At 70.6% G+C, this 19,808-nt stretch carries 19 protein-coding genes; 13 read left to right on the top strand and 6 right to left on the bottom strand.

The window, feature by feature from the left end:
* The first annotated feature begins 154 nt into the window (after positions 1-154).
* Positions 155-862: a DUF4232 domain-containing protein gene (locus KGS77_RS17550; protein WP_242582797.1), complete on the top strand. Its 708-nt coding sequence runs from the start codon at positions 155-157 to the stop codon at positions 860-862.
* Positions 863-922: 60 nt separating this feature from the next.
* On the opposite strand, the gene KGS77_RS17545 is transcribed toward KGS77_RS17550, so the two are convergent.
* Positions 923-2,839 (bottom strand): NHL domain-containing thioredoxin family protein, encoded by a 1,917-nt coding sequence (locus tag KGS77_RS17545; RefSeq protein ID WP_242587523.1) that lies wholly within the window; start codon positions 2,837-2,839, stop codon positions 923-925.
* Positions 2,840-2,877: 38 nt separating this feature from the next.
* Between KGS77_RS17545 and KGS77_RS34640 the strand changes: the two genes are divergently transcribed.
* Positions 2,878-3,009 (top strand): hypothetical protein, encoded by a 132-nt coding sequence (locus KGS77_RS34640; protein WP_277994233.1) that lies wholly within the window; start codon positions 2,878-2,880, stop codon positions 3,007-3,009.
* A 199-nt stretch (positions 3,010-3,208) separates the two neighbouring features.
* Here KGS77_RS34640 and KGS77_RS17540 read toward each other — a convergent pair whose 3' ends face one another.
* Complete coding sequence (locus KGS77_RS17540; protein ID WP_242582795.1) at positions 3,209-3,703, bottom strand: MarR family transcriptional regulator; 495 nt, start codon at positions 3,701-3,703, stop codon at positions 3,209-3,211.
* A gap of 84 nt (positions 3,704-3,787) precedes the next feature.
* On the opposite strand from KGS77_RS17540, the gene KGS77_RS17535 reads away from it, so the two are divergent.
* The 4 genes from KGS77_RS17535 to KGS77_RS17520 all read left to right on the top strand — a co-directional run bounded on the left by KGS77_RS17535 (position 3,788) and on the right by KGS77_RS17520 (position 8,332).
* Positions 3,788-4,999 carry a multidrug effflux MFS transporter gene (locus tag KGS77_RS17535; RefSeq protein WP_242582778.1) on the top strand — a complete coding sequence of 404 codons (1,212 nt, stop codon included), beginning with the start codon at positions 3,788-3,790 and terminating at the stop codon, positions 4,997-4,999.
* A 49-nt stretch (positions 5,000-5,048) separates the two neighbouring features.
* A complete protein-coding gene (locus KGS77_RS17530) occupies positions 5,049-6,035 on the top strand; it encodes a hypothetical protein (protein WP_242582775.1) in 987 nt (328 codons plus the stop codon).
* 146 nt (positions 6,036-6,181) lie between these two features.
* Positions 6,182-7,303, top strand: a complete 1,122-nt coding sequence (locus tag KGS77_RS17525) for an alcohol dehydrogenase catalytic domain-containing protein (RefSeq protein ID WP_242587522.1) — start codon at positions 6,182-6,184, stop codon at positions 7,301-7,303.
* Positions 7,304-7,693: 390 nt separating this feature from the next.
* Positions 7,694-8,332 carry a hypothetical protein gene (locus KGS77_RS17520; protein WP_242582773.1) on the top strand — a complete coding sequence of 213 codons (639 nt, stop codon included), beginning with the start codon at positions 7,694-7,696 and terminating at the stop codon, positions 8,330-8,332.
* A 115-nt stretch (positions 8,333-8,447) separates the two neighbouring features.
* On the opposite strand, the gene KGS77_RS17515 is transcribed toward KGS77_RS17520, so the two are convergent.
* Positions 8,448-9,242, bottom strand: a complete 795-nt coding sequence (locus tag KGS77_RS17515) for a carbon-nitrogen family hydrolase (protein WP_242582770.1) — start codon at positions 9,240-9,242, stop codon at positions 8,448-8,450.
* Positions 9,243-9,385: 143 nt separating this feature from the next.
* Here KGS77_RS17515 and KGS77_RS17510 point away from each other — a divergent pair, with 143 nt between their 5' ends.
* Positions 9,386-10,210, top strand: coding sequence for a maleylpyruvate isomerase family mycothiol-dependent enzyme (locus tag KGS77_RS17510; RefSeq protein ID WP_242582766.1), 825 nt, complete (start codon positions 9,386-9,388; stop codon positions 10,208-10,210).
* 97 nt (positions 10,211-10,307) lie between these two features.
* On the opposite strand, the gene KGS77_RS17505 is transcribed toward KGS77_RS17510, so the two are convergent.
* Together KGS77_RS17505 and KGS77_RS17500 are read right to left on the bottom strand one after the other, a co-directional pair.
* Entirely contained in the window at positions 10,308-11,741 is a 1,434-nt protein-coding gene (locus tag KGS77_RS17505; RefSeq protein WP_242582755.1) for an MFS transporter, read from the bottom strand.
* On the bottom strand, positions 11,738-12,298 hold the full coding sequence (locus KGS77_RS17500; protein ID WP_242582753.1) for a GntR family transcriptional regulator: 561 nt from the start codon (positions 12,296-12,298) through the stop codon (positions 11,738-11,740). The genes KGS77_RS17505 and KGS77_RS17500 overlap by 4 nt, the downstream gene beginning before the upstream one ends.
* Positions 12,299-12,771: 473 nt before the next feature.
* Between KGS77_RS17500 and KGS77_RS17495 the strand changes: the two genes are divergently transcribed.
* The 6 genes from KGS77_RS17495 (at position 12,772) to KGS77_RS17470 (ending at position 18,415) form a co-directional block, all read left to right on the top strand.
* On the top strand, positions 12,772-13,488 hold the full coding sequence (locus KGS77_RS17495) for a GAF and ANTAR domain-containing protein (protein WP_242582751.1): 717 nt from the start codon (positions 12,772-12,774) through the stop codon (positions 13,486-13,488).
* Positions 13,489-13,494: 6 nt separating this feature from the next.
* Positions 13,495-14,229, top strand: coding sequence for a GAF and ANTAR domain-containing protein (locus KGS77_RS17490; RefSeq protein WP_242582748.1), 735 nt, complete (start codon positions 13,495-13,497; stop codon positions 14,227-14,229).
* Positions 14,230-14,447: 218 nt separating this feature from the next.
* Positions 14,448-15,164, top strand: a complete 717-nt coding sequence (locus tag KGS77_RS17485) for a GAF and ANTAR domain-containing protein (protein WP_242582745.1) — start codon at positions 14,448-14,450, stop codon at positions 15,162-15,164.
* Between the two features lie 378 nt (positions 15,165-15,542).
* Positions 15,543-16,727: an NAD(P)/FAD-dependent oxidoreductase gene (locus tag KGS77_RS17480; protein ID WP_242582742.1), complete on the top strand. Its 1,185-nt coding sequence runs from the start codon at positions 15,543-15,545 to the stop codon at positions 16,725-16,727.
* A gap of 143 nt (positions 16,728-16,870) precedes the next feature.
* Positions 16,871-17,071, top strand: a complete 201-nt coding sequence (locus KGS77_RS17475; RefSeq protein WP_242582741.1) for a hypothetical protein — start codon at positions 16,871-16,873, stop codon at positions 17,069-17,071.
* A 204-nt stretch (positions 17,072-17,275) separates the two neighbouring features.
* Entirely contained in the window at positions 17,276-18,415 is a 1,140-nt protein-coding gene (locus KGS77_RS17470) for a hypothetical protein (RefSeq protein WP_242582740.1), read from the top strand.
* A 74-nt stretch (positions 18,416-18,489) separates the two neighbouring features.
* Here the strand turns inward: KGS77_RS17470 and KGS77_RS17465 are convergent, their stop codons facing one another.
* Positions 18,490-19,731 carry a serine hydrolase domain-containing protein gene (locus KGS77_RS17465; RefSeq protein WP_242582738.1) on the bottom strand — a complete coding sequence of 414 codons (1,242 nt, stop codon included), beginning with the start codon at positions 19,729-19,731 and terminating at the stop codon, positions 18,490-18,492.
* Positions 19,732-19,808 lie beyond the last annotated feature (77 nt).

Here is a 19,808-nt window from a genome sequence, read left to right as displayed (position 1 = left end):
CACCCCACTGACGCCTGTGGAAACACTCGCTATCGTGTCGGTGCCATGACATCCGATCCGGCCCCGGCCGCCCACTGAGCGAAGCCACCCATTGAGCGAAGCCACCCACTGAGCGAAGCCACTCGCAAGCAGCCACTCACAAGGGGAACCACCCATGACCGCACGCCGCCGCCGCTCACGACGCTCCGCCACGTACGCCGTACTCGCGGTCGCGATGGCCGGATCACTCGCCCTGACAGGCTGCTCCGGCGGCAGCTCCTCCGGCTCGTCGTCCAAGTCCAAGTCGAGGACGAAGTCGAAGTCGAAGTCGCACTCCTCCTCGTCCTCGTCGACGAGCAAGGGCAAAAGCGGGAAAAGGACTGGCGGCGGGTCGGCGGCGGCGGCCGGGGGCGGTGCGGTGGGGAGTACGCGCAGCCGCGGCGCCCGTTCGTGCGGGCCCGGCATCTTCCGGTTCACGGTCTACTCGTACTACCCGAGCGACCATGTGGTGATCAAGGCCACCAACCGCAGCAGCCTCACCTGCCTGCTCTACAACCACCCGGTCATCCGCTTCGGCGGTGCCAAGAACCCGCTGCCCGTGATGAAGGACAGCAGCCTACTGGGCGAATCGGTGGTGACCGTCGCCCCCAAGGCGACCGCCTGGGCGAGCATCCCGACGGCGACCGCCGCCCAGAAGGGCAGCGGTCCCGAGCACACGTACGCGACCATCGAGTTCAGCGGCAGGGACCTGGACGACGAGGCGCGCGGCCCCCAGCAGCGTGTGGACTTCCCCAACGCGCGGCTCGCCGTCGGCGCCACCCAGGTCACCTTCTGGCAGAGGACCCTGCGCCAGGCCGAGCACTACACGAAGCCGAAGTCCTGACGGTCTGCGGCCGGCCGGCTGACCGCTGCCCGACCGCCACCGCGGCTCCAACCACTCCAACTACTCCGCGCTGTCGCGCTCGCTCCCGTCCTGGCTGTCCATCCCCGCCAGGACGAGCCCCAGCCGCGCCACGCCGCCCTCGGTGACCCGGACCGGCACGCCCCAGTCCTGCTGGTGGACATGGCAGGCCGGGTACTCGATCTCCGGGTCGTCGTCGCAGGACGCGGCCATCGCCGAGACGTGCAGCACACCCTCGCTCACCCCGTCCGCCAGCACCAGGTCCCGCGCCAGGTCCGTCCCGGCCCCGTCGCCCGAGGCCAGCAGCTCCGGCGGGGTCGAGCTGACGAGCAGCCGCGTGGACGGCCCGTACCGGGTGTCGAGCTTCTGGCCCGCCGGGGCCTGGAAGACCACGTCCACCCGCAGCTTCCCGGGCGCGACCTCGGTGGCCGCGCGCTGGGTGCGGTGGGCGACCGCCGCGACCCGTACGGCCTCCTCGGGCAGCCGCAGCCGGGTCAGCCGGTGCCGGGCCGACTCCACCACGACGATGTCGTCGTCGACCAGGACCGCGTCGGAGGGCTCGCGCAGGTCGGTCGCCAGCGTGGTCACCTCGCCGCTGTGCGGGTCGTACCGGCGCAGCGCGTGGTTGTAGGTGTCCGAGACCGCGACCGAGCCGTCCGGCAGGGCGGTGACGCCCAGCGGATGCTGGAACAGCGCCTGCCCGGCGTCCCCGTCCCGGTGCCCGAAGTCGAACAGCCCGGTCCCGACAGCCGTACGGACGACATACGCCCCCGCATCGTCCCCGTCCTCGTCGTCCCCGTCCTGATCGTCCCCGTCCCCTTCGGCGGACCGCTCCACCCACCGCACCGCACTGGTCTCCGAGTCCGCGACCCACAGCCGGTCCCCGGCCGCCGCCAGCCCGGACGGCTGCGCGAACCACGCCTCGGCGGCCGGTCCGTCGACCAGCCCCTCGTTGGTCGTCCCCGCCACGGCCCGTACCGTCCCGGTCTCCGGGTCGTACGTCCAGAGCTGGTGGACACCCGCCATCGCGATCCACAGCCGGTCCTTCCACCACGCCACGTCCCACGGCGAGGAGAGGTCCACCTCGCGGGCCGGCCCGGAGGTCGCCGACCCCTGCCACCACTGCCGGCCCGTCCCGGCCACCGTCTCGATCACGCCGCTGACCGGGTCGAACGTACGGATGGCGTGGTTGACGGTGTCGGCCACGGCGACCTTGCCGTCGGGCAGCAGCGCCAGCCCCTGCGGCTCGTTGAAGGAGTCCGGGCCCAGCCCGCGCTCACCGCTGCCGATCCGGCGCAGCACGCTTTCGCCGTCCGCCGCCAGCTCCACGAGCTGGTGCCGGGTGGTGTCGGAGACCAGAAACGTTCCGGTGGGCAGCCGCAGCGCCTTCCCGGGGAAGCGCAGGTCGCTCGCCACCGGCTCCGGCGGTACGTAAGGGCCGTCACCGCGCCGCAGCGTGCCCTTGGCCGTGTGCTCGGCCTCCAGCTCCTCCACGAGCTTCTCAATGGCATGGGCATGCCCCTCGCCCGCGTGCTGCGCGACGACGTACCCCTCGGGGTCGATGACCACCAGTGTCGGCCAGGCCCGTACGGCGTACTGCTTCCACGTGGCCAGCTCGGGATCGTCCAGCACCGGGTGCTCGACGCCGTACCGCTCCACCGCGTCCACGACGGCCTGGTGCTCCGCCTCGTGCACGAACTTCGGCGAGTGCACCCCGATGATCACCACGGTGTCCCGGTGCCGCTCCTCCAGCTCCCGCAGCTCGTCCAGAACATGCAGACAGTTCACACAGCAAAATGTCCAGAAGTCGACAACAACGCACTTACCTCGCAGGTCAGCGAGGGTGAGCTCCTTGCCTCCGGTGTTCAGCCAGCCGCCCTTGCCGATCAGCTCGGGGGCACGGACACGGGCACGGCGGGGCGCGCGGGGGTGGACGCCGGGGCAGCATCGTTCATGCACCAAGGGTGCCATCCGGGCGTGAACGGAGGATCACGGCGGTGCGACAGCCGTTACAGAGCCGGGTGGGACCGGATCTGTACGCCGACACGTTCGCCAACCCGGCCGGCATGGCGGTCTACGGCGCGAAGGCTCGCGCGCTGGTCACGCGGGCCCGTGACTCGCTCGCGTAATCCGCGCGCAATCGGCCGCAATCGGCTGGAAGGGATTGCGGCATCAGGCACCGCATCGCCCGCAAGGGCATCAAGTCCTCGACCCGTCCGGGCCGCCACCGCTGGACCGCAGAGCCACCAAATGAGATGACGTCTTACTCGCGGACCCGCATCGCTTCCTCCGTGGCGGCGGCCGGGGCGGCGCCGTGGGTCTGGGCGCTCAGGAGGGCAGGCGCAGGGCGTCGGGGTTGAGGTGCGTGATCAGACGATGCAGGAGCAGATGGGCGGTGGCCTGTTCCGGGGGTGTCAGGACGGCGAGCGCCTCGGCGTTGACGTTCTCGACCACCGTCTTCGCGCGGGCGGCGAGCCGGGCGCCGGCCTCCGTGGGGTGCAGGCCGATCATGCGCCGGTTGGTGGGGTGTGGGCGGCGTTCCAGGAGTCCCCGCGCGGTCAGGTCGGCGACCGCGCTGCCCATGGACTGCGCGGTCACACCCGTGCGCCGGGCGGATTCGGCGCTGGTGACGCCGGGGCGATGGATGGCGTGCTGAAGGGCATTGTGCTGGGCGAGCGTGAGGTCCAGGTCGCGCAGGGCCCGTTCGAGCCGGGCGCCCAAGGCGTGCCCGAGCTGCCAGACGAGGTAGCCGGTGGACGGCTCGAAGACCGCTGCGCCAGCTTCGGCGGAAGGTGAGGAAGAGGAAGTATCGGGCGTATCCATGGGCACCGCTTGTCAGTTAGCTTATAAAGCTCTAGCTTTATAAGCCACCTTACAAGTTTGGTGGTTCTTCCGGTGCCCTCTCCCGTGACCTCCTGCCGTCAGGGTCCCCCCGTCCTGCTGCTCGGTCTGCTGTGCGCCATGGCCCCCATGGCGATCGACCTGTACGTACCAGCTCTGCCCGTCATCGCGTCCTCGCTGGAGACCAGTCCGGCAGCGGTGGGGGTCACCCTGTCCGCGAACGTCGCCGGGCTGGCAGCGGGGCAATTGCTCATGGGCTCGCTCTCCGACGTCCTGGGGCGCCGACGGCCCCTGCTCGCCGGCCTGCTCGTCTTCGCACTGGCCTCCCTGGGCTGTGCTCTGGCACCCTCGCTCGCGGTGCTGACCGCCCTGCGGTTCCTGCAGGGCCTCGCAGGTGCGGCCGGACCGGTGCTGGGCCGGGCCATCGCCCGCGACCTGTACTCCGGCAGCAGACTCGCCCAGCTCTTCGGGACACTCTCCCTGGTCATGGGGATCGCCCCGGTCTGCGCCCCTGTTCTGGGCGGCGGACTGCTGCGCGTCTCCTCCTGGCACGGCCTGTTCGTTGCTCTCGCGATGGCCGGCGCCGTACTGGCCTTGTGGTCGGTGCGCTCGATGCCGGAGACCCTGTCGCCCGGACAGCGGACCAACACCGGCCCCTCCAGCATCTTCCGCGTCTACGGCCGACTGCTGAGCAACCGCACCTTCCGGGCGTACACGCTGACCCTCGGCGCGCTCTTCGCCATTCTCTTCGCCTACATCGCCGGTGCGGCCTTCGTCCTCCAGAACGGCTACGGCCTCACACCCACCGCCGCCGGCGCCGTCTTCGCACTGGTCGCGGCATGCATGGTGGCGGGCGGTGCGGCCACCGGCCGCCTGGCCCGCCGCACCACCCCCCAGCGCATCCTCGCCAAGGCGACCACCGTCCTCGTCCTGGCCGGCACGGGGGTGCTGGCAGCGGCCTGGGCCGGGGCGCCGCTCCCCGTGTTCCTGATACCCCTGGTGGTGCAGATCGCCGCCTTCGGCCTCGCGGCGCCCTGCTGCACCACGCTGGCCATGTCCGGCCAGTCCGGTGCCAGCGGCTCGGCCTCGGCACTGCTGGGTGCCACCCAGTTCACCACCGGCGCCCTGGTCACCCCGCTGGTCGGCCTCGGGGACGCCGACCCGGCCCTGGCGATGGCCTGCGTCATGACCGGCGCGGCTGTCGCCACCGCGATCGGCGCCCGCATCGCCCGGCGTGCGACAGCGCCACAGCCCCTGAGCCCCAGCCAGGCCCGCTGAACAACTTCCCCGCCCCCGTTTCACTGCCTCCGACACCGAGGAGCCCGTCATGGCCATCGTGACCGAAACCTTCCGCCTGCTCGGACACGAGCAGCCCCTGCGTACGATCCGGCGCGACGAAGAGCTGCTGCTCGCCGAACCGGCCCCCGGGCCGATGAAGTTGTGGGCCGACCAGCCCCTGCTGGAGACGGTGCACTTTCCCCAGCGGTATGCGTCCCAGCCGTTCGCGCCGCCGCGGGGCCTCTACGAGAACGACCAACTGCGCGTCGAGTGGCAGACCATGGACAACCGGCAGCCCTTCTACCACCGCAACTGCGATGTGGACGAGATGTCGTACCAGATCGCGGGCGAGCGCACCCTCATGACGGAACTGGGCACCGTCGAGCTTCAGCCCGGCGACTTCTCCCGCATCCCCCGCGGCGTCGCCCACGACAACTACGGCCGTAGGGAGAGCCATCTGCTCTTCTACGTCCCCGCGCCCGTCACCGAAGAACACACCGCCCACCACGTCTCCCACCCCCTCTTCCCACCCTTCGAGGGCTGGGAAGCTGCAACCGTCACCGAAGTCACCACCCAGTGCCTGGGCACCCCCGGCCACGACGTGGCCGCCCACCGCAGCGACGAACGCCTCCTGCTGGAACAAGCCCACAACGAGCCCGGCCGGCTGGCCGTGCTGCGCCCGGACCCCGCCCCCGCAACAACCGCGTGGCTCTACCGGGCCGCCGGCTTCCGGCTCGGCATCACCCGCCTGTCCGCCGCGCCCGACCAGCGGGCCTACACCCGCACCCTGGACGCCGACGAGATCCAGTACCAGATCAGCGGCCGGCGCGTCCTGCTCACCCAGCGCGGCGCCCTCGAACTGGGCCCAGGGGACTTCGTCCGCATCCCCCTGGGGGTCGCCCACACCAGCATCACCGAGGAACCGGCCCTACACATCACCCTCCTCTCCCACCGACCGGCTCCCCGCGTCGCACCCGCCGCCCGCACCGCCGAACCCCTCACCTCACCTCTGGTGCGCGAACTCATCGCGCACTGACCCACACCTACGACCACCGCCACCCGAAGAACGACAAACGCTGCTTCACGCGCACCCCCTCCACCGCTTCGACGCCGCGCCACCGCTTCGACGCCGCGCCATCGCACCGACCATCGAGAAACCGGGAGACAGACCCCGTGCCCACCATGCAGGCCGTCACCGCCCACGCCAGCTCCGCCCAAATCCATCTGGACACCATTCCCGTCCCTGAACCCGGAGCGCAGGACGTCCTGGTCCGCGTCGCCGCCGCCGGACTCGCCCCGGGCATGATGACCCTCCTGTCCCGTGGGGCCTTCCGTCACCTGCCCACCGTCCTGGGCCACGAGGCCGCCGGCACCATCACCGCCGTCGGTCCCGAGGCGGAGGCCCACGGTTGGGCGCCAGGACAGCGGATCCGCGTCCATCCCCAGCTCAACTGCCGCACCTGCGCGGCCTGCACCACCGACCGCGACATGCTGTGCGCCCAGCAGGCCATGATCGGCCACGCCGCCTTCGGTCCTGCCCCCATGCCTCTGTACGCGCGCTACCACGACGGCGGCCTGGCCGAATACATCCGAGTGCCCCATTGGCTGCTCGACCCACTGCCGGACAATGTCTCCTTCGACCTCGGCGCCAAAGTCCACGACCTCGCCAACGCCCTGCGCGCACTGAAACTCGCCGCGCTACGCCCCGGCTCCGCCCTGGTCGTCACCGCCGCCACCGGCACCATGGGCACCGCCACCATCAAGCTCGCCCCCTACTTCGGCATAGCCCGGCTGATCCTCGTCGCCCGCTCTCGCGCACGCCTGGACGCCGTGAGCCGGCTCGCAGGCAGCCTGCCCACCGACACCGTCGCCCTGGAAGAGCTCGACACCGACTGGGCCACCAACTCCGGCCTCACCGCCCGGCTGCGCCACCTGCTGCCCCAAGGCGCCGACGCCGTACTCGACTACACACCCGACGGCCCCACCACCTGGCAGGCCACCGCCGCTCTCGCCACCGGCGCGACCATGGTCCACATGGGCGGAAACCCCACCCCCTGCCCGTTCCCCGCCCTCACCTTGATGACCAACTGCTGGCGCCTCATCGGCACCCGCTCCTGCACCCGCTCCGACGTCCACGAGATCCTGCGCCTGATGGAGACCGGCCTCCTCCAGGCAGAAGACCTGATCACCCACCGCTATCCGCTCGCCGAAGTCCGGACCGCCCTGCACATGCTGCAGACCCGCACCGAGCCCATGTGGATGGCTGTCATCAACCCCTCCCAACCACCCCACCAGAAGCCGTAACCCCAGCAGTCTGGGCGCGGCCCTCCGACGCGAAGTGGGGAGCGCCGCTTTGCCGCCGGGCAGCCCGGTCGCCGGGTACCGGATCCAGGGAGCAGGTGGGCGCCGGGTCACCGTCCGGCGCCGTATCCAGGGCCTTGTGTACAGCGACGCTGATCTGAGCGAGGTGTCCAGGATCGTGGACTGAGACGACGTCTTGGTTCGGCGCCATGGTCGTTGTCGCGTACGTCTTGAGGAGGATCGCTTCACCGGCGGGCTCAGCCGCACGGCGGAATGCGGTCACGACCGGTGACTGACGTGGGCGAAGCGGATGTTGAGCAGGATCGGTCGTGGCGAAGCGGAGGTTCTCTCACTCCGGCGCTTCGGTTCCACGACCCCGAATGGAGTTCCGCCATGTCCAGATGCAAGCTGCCCAACCGCATCGTCACGTTCCTCGCGGCGACCGCCGTGGTGGCGGCCACTGCGGGGGTCGCCTCTGCGTCAACTGCGTCAACAGCACCCGCGTCCGAGCCCGGCGAGGCCGCACGGGCCTCCGCCGCTTCCGGGACCCTCACCTCCAGCCTCAAGGGCTGGGGCCGCATGGACTATCCCGACGCCGGTCACGACATCCAGGTCACCGTCGACGCCCACGCCACCTTCAAGGGCGTGGGCTGGGCCGAGCCCGACAGAGCCTGGGGCACCTTCCGCATCTACCACCGGATGCCGGCCGGCAAGGGCGAGCAGGCGAAGGTCAATTGGGGCGACTTCAAGGTCGACTGCCTGACCAGCGGCGGCCCCACCGCCACCGTGACCGGGCGCATCGTGCACACCGGGGGTGACGTCGGTGGCTGGGACGATTATCTGAAGCGGCATGTCCGCATGGGGATCAGCTTCTACGTGGGAGAAGGCAAGGGCAGCGGTCCCAGCCGCATCGGGCTTTCCGGAGGCACCAAGGAGGGCGAGCCGCTGCTGAGCAAGTGCATGGCGCCGGCCGCCGACTCCAAGGTGATCAGGGGCGGCTACGACCTCACGGACAAAGTTCCGGCGGGGTAAGGACTGTCAGCCGGCGTGCTGTCCGTGACGTACCGGCCCCGCGACCGGGCCGCTGCGCCGCCCCCCACGCGCAAAGTGACGCGCGTGTTGGCGTACTGCCTGCATGGCCGGGCTTCTATGGACGCGGCAGGTCCAGCCCCAGGACGCGGTCGCGCAGGACCGGGAAGTCGGAGCGGGTTTTGGCTACCTTGGCGGGGTCGAGGTCGGCGGTGAGGACTTCCTCGTACGGGCCGGCCTCGGCGATGACCTCGCCCCAGGGGTCGACGACGACGCTGTGACCGGCCTGTTCGACGCCGGCGTGGGTGCCGGCGGTGCCGCAGGCCAGGACGTAGCACTGGTTCTCCACCGCGCGGGCGCGGGCCAGGAGGGACCAGTGGGCGCGGCGCCGGGCGGGCCAGCCGGCCGGGATGACCAGGGTCTGCGCGCCGGCGTCCGTCAACTGCCGGAACATTTCGGGGAAGCGAAGGTCGTAGCAGGTCGCCAGGCCGAGGGTGGTGTCGGGCAGCGGCACCGTGACGGGCTTTTCGCCGGCGCCCATCAGGACCGCCTCACCCCGGTCGAAGCCGAAGCGGTGGATCTTGCGGTAGACGGCGGCCAGTGAGCCGTCGGGGGCGAAGATCAGGGAGGTGTTGTAGAGGGCACCGTCGGCGGCGCGTTCCACGATCGATCCGGCGTGCAGCCACACCTCGGCGTCGCGCGCGGCGGCCGACATCGCCTCGTACGTCGGGCCGTGCAGCGGTTCCGCCTCGGCCTGGAAGGAGTCGAAGGCGAAGGCACCGACGGGCCACAGTTCGGGGAGTACGACGAGGTCGCTGCCGGAGCGCTCGCGTACCAGCGCAGCGGCGCGCAGGCGCCGGGACTTGACCGGTTCTTCCGTGTCCACACCGATCTGGAGCAGCGAAGCGCGCACAGTACCACCGCCTAAGCATTCGAGCCGGTCCGCCGTCAAAAATCGACCTACGATGGTCACCCGAAAGCACTGCCGGGGTGCCCGTGCGCAGCGTAACTTAACTGCACAGACAGCAGCCCGCGTACGAACGTCCGAGGGGTCCCGTGACCGTCCACCCAAGTCTGCAGCCCTACATCGACGCCTGGACGCACTCCATCGAGGCGATATCCGAGCTGGTGACACCGCTCACGGAAGGCGAATGGAGCCGGCCGACGGACCTTCCGGGATGGTCCGTGCGCGATGTCGTCTCGCACATCATCGGCGTCGAATGCGAGATGCTCGGCGACCCCCGCCCGATCCACACGCTGCCGCGCGACCTGTTCCACGTACGGACCGATTTCGCCCGCCGTATGGAACTCCAGGTGGACGTCCGGCGGCACCACACCGGGCCGGAAATGACCGCCGAGCTGGAATACACCGTCATCCGCCGCGCCCGCAGCCTGCGCAACGAGACCCGCTCCCCCGAAACGGTGCTGCGCGGTCCCCTGGGTGAGGAGCGCAGTCTGCAATTCCTGCTGCGGCAGCGGGCATTCGATGTATGGGTTCATGAGCAGGATCTGCGCCGGGCGCTGAACGCCCCGGGAAACCTCGACTCCCCCGGCGCGCAGATCACCCGCGACCTGCTGCTGCTCGCGCTGCCCAAGGTCGTCGCCAAGGACGCGGGTGCGCCCGCCGGGTCGTCCGTCGTGGTGGACGTGGGCGGGCCGGTGGAGTTCATGCGTACGGTACGGGTCGACGCCCAGGGAGTGGGCACGGTCGACGCCAGCGTTCCGCTCGGCCCGGCCGTGACGCTGTCGATGGACTGGGAGGTCTACATGCGGCTGGCCTGCGGGCGGGTGCGCCCGGCCGCCGTCGCCGAGCAGATAAAGATCGACGGGGACCGGGCGCTGGCCGATTCGATTCTGGGGAACTTCGCGATCACGCCGTAGGGCGTGGGGCAGCGGCAGGGGGCCGGGACTGTAGGGCTGTGAGGGGAAACCGCTTGGGCTGGGGTCGGGTTCGCCCTATTGCGGCTTTTAGGGCTGTTTATGCGGGTACGTGTACGGTCTCCACGCGGCTGGCGACCAGGCGCTCGCGTTCGCGCCGTACGACGCGGGACCGCAGCCGCAGGATCTGCCAGACGCCCAGCGCCTGAAGGACGAAGACCGAGGCGAAGGCGGCCCGGTAGTTGTCACCGGTGGCGTCCAGCAGCACACCGATGGCCAGCAGCGTCGTCATCGAGGCGGTGAAGCCGCCCATGTTGACGATGCCGGAGGCGGTGCCCTGGCGCTGCGGCGGATTGGCGGGGCGGGCGAAATCGAAGCCGATCATCGAGGCGGGGCCGCAGGCACCCAGCACCACGCACAGGACGGACAGCAGCGCCGTCGGGGCGTGGCCGGGCCACAGGAGGGTGGCGGCCCACAGCAGCGCGGTGGCGGCGACCGTGCCCAGGGCCAGCGGCAGCCGGGCCGCGTGGTGGCGGGCGATGATCTGGCCGTAGACCAGGCCGATCACCATGTTGGACAGGACGACGAGGGTGAGCAGCGCGCCCGCCGCGCCGCGGCTACGGCCCTGTGCCTGGACGAGGAAGGGCAGGCCCCACAGCAGCAGGAAGACCATCGCCGGGAACTGGGTGGTGAAGTGCACCCACATGCCCAGGCGGGTGCCCGGTTCGTGCCAGGCGTCGGCGATCTGGCGGCGTATGAAGCCGCCGGAGCCGGCCGTCTCGCCTTTCCCTGCTTCTTCCTCGGCCCTGACGCGTTCGGTCCTGGCGACACGTTCGGGCCCGGTGGCGGGTTCGGACCCGGCGATACGTTCGGGCCCCGCCCCGTTGCGCGCGGCGGACCCCGGCTGTGGCCCGTACCCCTGCGGATGGTCCTTGAGGAACGCCGTCAGCAGCGCCAGCACCAGTACGCCGCCGAGCGCGCTGGCCGCGAAGGTCGGCGTCCAGCCGAAGGTGTGCAGCAGGCGGGCGAGGACGAGGGTGGAGATCAGGTTGCCGGCCATGCCGACCAGGGCGGCGATCTGCGCGACGAGCGGGCCCCGGCGGGCCGGGAACCAGCGGGCGCCCAGACGCAGCACGCTGATGAACGTCATCGCGTCGCCACAGCCCAGCAGGGCACGGGAGCCGAGGGCGGCGGCGTAGGAGCCGGAGAGCGCGAAGCCGAGCTGGCCGAGGGTGTAGAGCACGGCGCCCAGCGTCAGCACCTTCTTGGGGCCGAGCCGGTCGACCATCAGGCCGACGGGTATCTGCATGCCCGCGTAGACCAGGAGCTGGAGGATGGAGAAGGTGGACAGCGCGGAGGCGTTGATGTGGAAGCGGTCGGCGGCGTCCAGTCCGGCGACGCCCAGACTCGTACGGTAGGTGATGGCGACGAAGTAGACGGCGACGCCGATCCCCCAGACGGCCACGGCGCGGCGGCCTCCGGGCGGGTCGCCGGGCAACTGCGCGGCGGGTATCGCGGACGCGCCCGCGCTCATCGGACGTCTCCCTGCGCGAGGTTGCGTACCCGGCTCACGTGCCGGTGTACGGCGCGGCCGGCCGCGTCCGCGTCGCCCGCGCGCAGGGCGTCGAGGATCTCGCCGTGCTCGGCGATGTTCTTGGCGATCCGGTCCGGGTGGGCATGCATGACGGCGACGCCCATCCGCAGTTGCCGGTCGCGGAGCTGCTCGTAGAGGCGGTCCAGGATCTGGTTGCCGGTGTCGCGCACGATGGCGGCGTGGAAGCAGCGGTCGGCGACGGACACGCCGGCCAGGTCCCCGGCGGCGGCCAGCTCCTTCATCCGGTCCAGCAGTTCTTCCAGCTCGGCAAGGAGCGCCGGGCCCGCCGGTACGGCCTTGCGGGCGGCGTACTCCTCGACCAGCAGCCGGGTCTCCACCACGTCCGCGATCTCCTGGGCGGACACCGGCAGGACCAGGGCGCCCTTCTTCGGGTAGAGCTTGATCAGCTCCTCGGCCTCCAGGCGGAGCAGCGCCTCCCGTACGGGGGTGCGCGACACGCCGACGGCCTGGGCCAGCTCGCCTTCGGTCAGCAGCATCCCGCCCTCGTAGCGGCGCTCCAGGACGGCCTGTTTGACGTGGGTGTAGACCCGTTCGGCGGCGGGGGCTGCTTGGCGGGGGCCGGGGCGGGCCCACCCGTAGGGGCGGCGGGTGTGGAGCCCGAATCAGGTGCGGGGCCCGAGGCGGGCGATGCGCCGGTTGGGGAGGAGGCTGCTGGGGCGAGAGACATGCGCACAGGATAGATACAACATGCATGCGTACGACATCGGTGTCCGCCATGCGAACGGTGGGCCGGCGGCCGTCGCGGCCCCCCGGTTTCCCGGTGGCCGGCCCCGTCGACCTGGGCTGTCCTCACCCGCCGCCGACGGGCGGGAGAACCCCTCGGAATCCCGCGTTCGGTACGGCGATTCCCGGCAGCAACCCGTCTAGGCTGGAAGTACTCGGCTCGCCGAGTGCGGCAGGCGATGGCGCGGTCAGGAAGTGGGTGAGGACGGTGGGCGCCAGTTCCGCGATGGCTGCCGTTCTGGAGACCCTGCGGCCCGCGCCCGGCAGCGGCGGACTCGTGGGGGCGGACCCGGTGTTCTGTGCCCAGGTGCTGGACGTCGACGGGGTCGCGGTCTCCCTGACGGTGAACGGCGGGCTGAACGAAGTCGTCTGGTGTTCCCCCGGCGTCAGCGAACGCCTGGAGGGGCTCCAGTTCACACTGGGGGAGGGCCCGGGTCCGCAGGCGGTCGCCACGTGCGCCACCGTGCTGGAGCCCGACCTGAGCCGCGTCCCCGGTGACCGATGGCCCGGCCTGTTGCCCGACGTCACGGCTATGGGCGTGCGCGCGGTGTTCTGTTTTCCGCTGCACATCGGTGGCGCATGCTTGGGCGTCATGACTCTTCAACGTGCGGCGCCCGGCGCGCTGTCGCAGCGGGCGCTGACCGACACCCTGTTGCTGACGGGCGCGCTGACCGCGGTGATTCTCGAAGGCGGCGAACAGCAGGAGGCCATCGCCGCCGGGGAGAACCACTCGATCTTCTACGGAGCGGCCGTTCACCAGGCCACGGGAATGATCAGCGTTCAGGCCGGGGTTCCGCTCGCACAGGCCCTGCTGCGGCTGCGGGCCTACGCCTACCGGCGCGGCCGTACGGTGGCGGAGGTTGCCACGGACGTGGTGGCCAGGCGGGTGCACTTCAGAAATGATGGAGACGGGCCGGACGCGCCTGGCCGGCGAAAGGACTGAAGGATCATGACCCGGGAACAACGCCTCCTGGCGGCTGTCGTCGAGGCCGTCGACACCCTGGTTGACGACTTCGACCTGATCGACTTTCTCCACCAGCTTTGCGACCGCTGCGTCGAACTGCTCGACGTGTCGGCCGTGGGCGTCTCCCTCGCCGACCCCACGGGCAGCCTGCAGGTGATCGCCGCCTCGGATGAGCACACCCGGCTGCTGGAGCTGTTCGCCCTGCAAAGCGACCAGGGGCCGTGTGTGGAAGTCCACCGGACCGGCGTCGCCCGGCTGAACATCCACCTGGACAACCCCGAGGAAACGGCGGGATTCGCCGTGTTCGCCGCGCAAGCCCGGCAGGCCGGATTCCTCACCACCCACGCGCTGCCGATGCGCCTGCGCCAGCAGATCATCGGGGCGGTGAACCTCTTCGACACCCGCGCTCAGGACATTTCCCCGGAGAACGCGAACGTGGCACAGGCGCTGGCCGACGTGGCGACCATCGCCATCCTGCAGCACCGCACCATCGTCCAGGGCAACGTGGAGCGCGTCCAGCTACAGGCGGCTCTGACCAGCCGTATCGTCATCGAGCAGACCAAGGGCATCCTCACCGAGCGGTGGCAGACCAGCCTGGACGAGGCGTTCGACACCGTACGCCGGTATGCCCGGGCGCATCAGCTCCGGCTGTCCGAGGTCTGCCGGATGGTGATCGACGGCGAACTCGACAGCGATGACCTTCGCCGACCCGACCACTGATCCCCGCCGCGGCCGGGTCCGGCCCTCTATGGCCGCCTGCCGGCCCACCCGTCCCTGCCCGCCCTCCGACCCCTGGCCCCCGGCCCCGGTTTCTGGTCCTCCGGCCTCGGCCTTCACCCCGGCCCCGCCCCTTCAACCAGGTACTCGACCTGCTCCACCCCTACCGCTCCTCCGTGCGCCTCCGACGTACGGCCCGGGCGCTGCCGTTGGGAAAACACATGGACGACGATCGCCATCACGCCGCAGCCTGGCGGCACCTCTCTGAGACCGCACGTGCCGCCGGCACCGGCGTCACGCTGGCCACGGCCTGCCAGGCGACCGCCGTCGACATCGATGTCGACGCCCTGGGCGTCACCCTTGTCACCGTCGGTGAGCTGCGCGTACTGGGATGCGCCAGCAACGAGCAGGCGGAACTGCTGGAGAACGCCCAGTTGGTGACCGGTGAGGGCCCGTGCACCGACGCCTTCCTCCAGCACGCGTTGATCGAGGAGGCCGACCTCAACCTCGCCCCCAGCCGGTGGCCCGCCTTCAGCCAGGTCGCGGCCGAACTCGGTATCCGCAGTGTGACGGCGCTTCCCCTGGCCGTCGGGGATCTGCGCGTCGGCGCCCTGGACCTCTACCGCCTCCAGGCGCGCTCCCTGAACGGCCAGGAGAAGGCACGGGCCCGCGCGTACGCCCGCATTCTCGCCCTGCTCGTCCTGGACGAGCACCCCCATTTCCTGGCGGCCGACGCCCGCTCCGCCCGCCCGGGCCCGCAGGGCTACCCCCCGGCCGTACATGCCGCTGCCGGCATCCTCGCGGCGAAGGACAACCTCACCCCCGACGACGCACTGGCCCGTATGCGTGCCCACTCCTACCGCTACAACCAGCCCCTGCAGGAAACGGCGGAGAACGTCATCAACGGCCGGGCCCTGGACGACGACCGGGACGACTGACCGGGACGACTGACCGGGACGGCCGGCCGGGGGCGTGAGCGACCTAACCCGCGCGGGGAGCCGGTTACTTCTCGCGCCCGCTCACCGAGACGGAATCCGCCCGCCATATGGCCCTATGGGGCCAGGGCCTATGGTCCCCGTTTTGGGTCCTGTTCGGCATCTGTTGATGGTTTGCCGCGTGCCTCTGCCAGCGCACGAACTCGCCCCGCAGCACGCTCGATTGCAATTCCCACCACCATCGACCGATGTTTCACGTGGAACCTCGACGACTTCGCGCGCATCTTCGAGGGTGCCTTGAGCGTGTTCTTCTCCTTCCAGGGCTGGGAGCCGAATAACACGGGGGTTCAGTTTTCTCGGTCCGAGGAGCAAGGAGACGTCGTGTACGACGTGATCGTGGTCGGTGCGCGCTGTGCGGGGGCGCCGACGGCAATGCTGATGGCCCGTGCCGGATACCGCGTGCTGTTATTGGAGAAGGCGCATTTTCCGAAAGACAAGCTCTCCTCCCACTACCTTCACCAGCCAGGGGTCGCCCTGCTCGACCGGTGGGGCGTGCTGGAGAAGCTGCGGGCCGCCGGATGCACGCCTATAGACCGGGTCAGTTGCGAGACCGCGGGCGTCCGGCTCGTCGGTTCCCTGTTGCCGGCCGACGGGCACACCACGACGTACGCGCCCAGGCGTTACGTACTCGACCCGATCCTCGCCGCCGCCGCGGTCGAGGCCGGTGCCGAGTTCCGCGAGGGATGCACGGTCACCGGTCTGCTCCAGGAGGACGGCAGGGTCACCGGCGTGAAGTACAGGACGGCCGGCGGCGAGTTCACCGAGCGTGCACGTCTGGTCGTCGGCGCGGACGGCATGCGCTCGACCGTCGCCCGGCACGTCCAGGCACCGGTGATCGTCGAGCATGCGCCCATGAGCTGCACGTATTACAGCTACTGGGAGGGCCTGAACGCCTCGCACTGGGAGCTGTACGAACGCACCGGGCGGTCACTCGGCGTCGTACCGACCAACGACGGGCGCACGCTGGTGATGGCCTACTTCCCCCAGGCGGAGTTCCGGCAGATACGCAAGGACGCCCAGGCCGCCTACCTGGAAGCGATCCGCACCACGTCCCCGGAGCTGAGCGACCGGCTGTCCGCCGCCCGCCAGGCCGAACGGCTCTACGGCACGGGCGAACAGCTCAACTTCGTACGGCAGTCCGCAGGTCCGGGCTGGGCCCTGGTCGGTGACGCCGCGCATCACAAGGACTCCATCGCCGCCCGGGGCATCACCGACGCCTTCCGTCAGGTGCAGATGCTCACCGACTACATCGGCACGGACCTGCACGACCCGAAGGCCCTCACGGCGGCGTGTGACCGCTATGCCAGGGACTTGGAAGAGAAGTTCGTGGAGGCTTACCACGGCACGCTGAGCGTGGCCGAACTCAAGGTGACGGAAGAGAAACTGGCGGTGGTCCGCGCCATATCCCCCCATCAGGAGTTGGTGGACCGCTACTTCGGCGTCCTCTCGGGCGTCTGCGCGGCGGAGGAGTTCTACAACGAGGAGCTGGAGCGGCTTGTGGGCTGATGGTCCTGGCCGTGGATGTGCATGGAACACACCGTCATGGGTAAGCGAGTGGCAGCCGATCCGTGGCCGACCCGCCCCTACGTAGACCGCCCCTACGTAGACTCTGCGGCGATCAGGTCAGCTCATTGTTTGGAGGAGATGGAATGGCCAAGCCGCCTTTCGCCGCACTGATCTGCGGGTTCGCGGCAGTCGGTACCGTGCTGGGATTCTTCGCGGTCCAATTCCGCGCCGAGGGCAACGAGGAGTACGTCTCGTACGCGTCCCAGGGCTCCTACGCGATGCTCTTCACGGCATTCATGGTCGGGGTGACGTGGTACCGCATCCGTAAGGCCGAGTCGGACTGAGGAGTACCACCGGCGCGCCCACGCCTATCGCCCTCCGAGCTGCGTTCCCGCTGTTCGGGGGGCTTTTGTGAGGGGGGCGGCGGCCGGGCGGCGCCTCGGTGAGCGGTGTTGCCACCCTGGCCTCCACGGGTGCGGAACACCCGGGCAGAATGCGGGGCGGAGCAACTGTTTGCCGCCCGGGGGCGGCAGAAGGGGGCGGCGGGTATGGCGCGTTCTGAAAAGCCGGACGGGACACCGGACGGAAGACTGAACGGGACGCCGGGCCGGACGCCGGAAGCGACCCGCAAGCGGGCGACGGTGGCTCTCGCCGTCATCGGACTGCTGGCCGTGCTGGTGTCCGCGGGGTCCCTCGCCACCGTGCCCGGCACGCTGGCGGACGCCGACGCGTACACCGCCGCGCCCGCCTGCCCGGCCGGCACCCCCCGGTCCGGCTCGTGCACGACGGCGGTCCCGGCGACCGTCAAAGGAACGGATCACGAGTTCAAGAACAAGGAGTACCTCCTCCTGACCGAGGCCGGCTCGTCCACCGTGCGGCGTGTGCGCATGGCCGGGTGGGGGCCGGTGTACGGCGCCGCACGCACCGGCGACAAGGTGACCGTGACGTACTGGCGGGGTGAGATCACCGCCGTACGGCTCGGCGTGACCTCCCAGGAGACCTCGGCGTCACCGACCTCCCACTGGCGGGTTCCCGTGGCGATCGGCCTCGGCGCGCTGCCCTTCGGACTCGGCATGCTCTCGTTCCTGTTCTGGCGCCGGCCCCGCTCCTCCGCCCCGGCCCACGCGGTTCCCTGGGCGCCCGGCGTGGGAGTCGCGGCCGGTGCCCTTCTCGGCGTGATCGGCGCTTGCGCGGCCATGCTCTGCGGCGGTGTACAGCAGGCGTTCCTGATCACGGGGGTCGGCATCGTGCCGGCCCTGGCCTTGGCCTGGCTGACCCTACGGCGCATGCGGCAGCGCATGGTCCGCGCCGCCGACACCGGTGACATCGTGCCGGTACCGCCCACGGAGAAGCGGTGCCTGCGGGCGTCCGTGAGCGGGGACGTCCCCTACAGCGTGTCCGGTTACGGGCACCTGGTGGTGGGGGACGGGCGGCCGGCGGCCACGCCGGACCCCGACGGCCGATTCGCCCGCAAGGAGCTTCCGGAAACGCTGACCGTACAGGGCGTCCGGACTTTCACCGTCGAGGAGTACGCCGGCTGGCAGCCCCTCTACAAGTACGACGGCGTCGTCATCGAGTGCCGGGACGGTGACCGGGCGGTCCGCATCGCCACCCGGCGACGCGATGCGCCCACGGTCCTCGGCGCACTGGCCGCCGCCCCCACCGTCACCGCGCCGTCCGGCCGTTAGTCCATCGGTCCATGTCCGCCTGCCCCCGCAGCCGGGCCGAAGGCCGGCCCGGCTGCGGGGGCGTGGGTCCGGCGTCAGTCGTCGATCGCCTGGTAGAGCGTGGTCCAGAAGTCGTGGATGAGCTGTGCCGGGGCGGGCACGGACAGCCCGACCTGGGTGAGCAGGATGCCGACGAGCCCGTTGTGCGGGTCGGCGTAGGCGGAGGTGCCGGTACCGCCGTCCCAGCCGAACTGGCCGATGGGCGCGTAGTCGCCGCGGTAGGTGCGTACCGCCATGCCGTAGCCCCAACCGCCGTGCTGCCCCTGGCCGAAGGAGATGTGGACGTTGTTGCGGGCCAGTTCGCTGCGGGCGGCCTCCTGCTCGGGGGTGAGGCAGTTGGTGGTCATCAGCTCCACGGCCGGCCGGGACAGGACGCGTTCGCCGTCGTGCATGCCGTGGTTCAACAGCATCCGCAGATAGGCGTGGTAGTCGTCGACGGTGGAGACCAGGCCGCCACCGCCCGACTGGAACGCCGGAGGCGCGCTGTACTGCCCGCCCACCGCCTCGTCCCACACGGTGAACTCCCCCGTCTGCGGGTTCGGTGTGTAGCAGGGCGGCAGCCGGTCGATCTTGTCGGCAGGCACATGGAAACCGGTGTCCTTCATGCCCAGCGGGCCCAGGACCCGTTCACGCAGGAACGACTCGTGCGACTGCCCGGTGACCCTGGCCACGAGCACGCCCAGCACGTCGTGGCTGATCTGGTACTGCCAGCGCTCCCCGGGCTGTTGCATCAGCGGCAGCGTGCCCAGGCGGCGCATCCACTCGTCCGGCTCGGCCAGCGCTGACGCGCCCTGGCTGAACACGCCCCGCTCGAAGATCGCGTCCATGATCGGGGTGCCCACCGCCGTCAGGTCCATACCGAGCCCGAAGGTGGAGGTCAGCAGGTCCCGTACGGTGATCGGCCGGCGCGCAGGCACGGTGTCCTCCAGCGGACCGTCGGGCCGTCTGAGCACCCGGCGGTCGGCGAGTTCCGGCAGCCAAGTCTCCACCAGGTCATCGAGCCGTATCCGGCACTCGTCCAGCAGGACCATCGCCGCCGCCATCGTGACCGGCTTGGACGTCGAGGCCAGCCGGAAGATCGTGTCCCGGCGCATCGACGCGCCACCCTCGTGGCGCATCGTCCCGAGCGCTTCGACGTGCGTCTGGCCGCCCCGGCTGACCAGGGCAACGAGACCGGGGATCCGCCCCGACTCCACATGCCGCGTCAGCACGTCGCGGAGTCTGCGCAGCCCCGTGTCGGAGAAACCGCTGGGCCGGCCGGTGAGGTTGAGGGACATGACTGTGGGCTCCTCGTGGGGTGTGTGGATGAGTGAGTGACTGGGTGGGTGGGTGGCTGGTTGGCGCGGCGAGGTGC

Source organism: Streptomyces sp. MST-110588, from assembly GCF_022695595.1.
Taxonomy (GTDB): Bacteria; Actinomycetota; Actinomycetes; order Streptomycetales; family Streptomycetaceae; genus Streptomyces.
The sequence above is the reverse complement of the archived record's forward strand: the minus strand, read 5'-3'. Positions and strand labels throughout refer to the sequence as shown.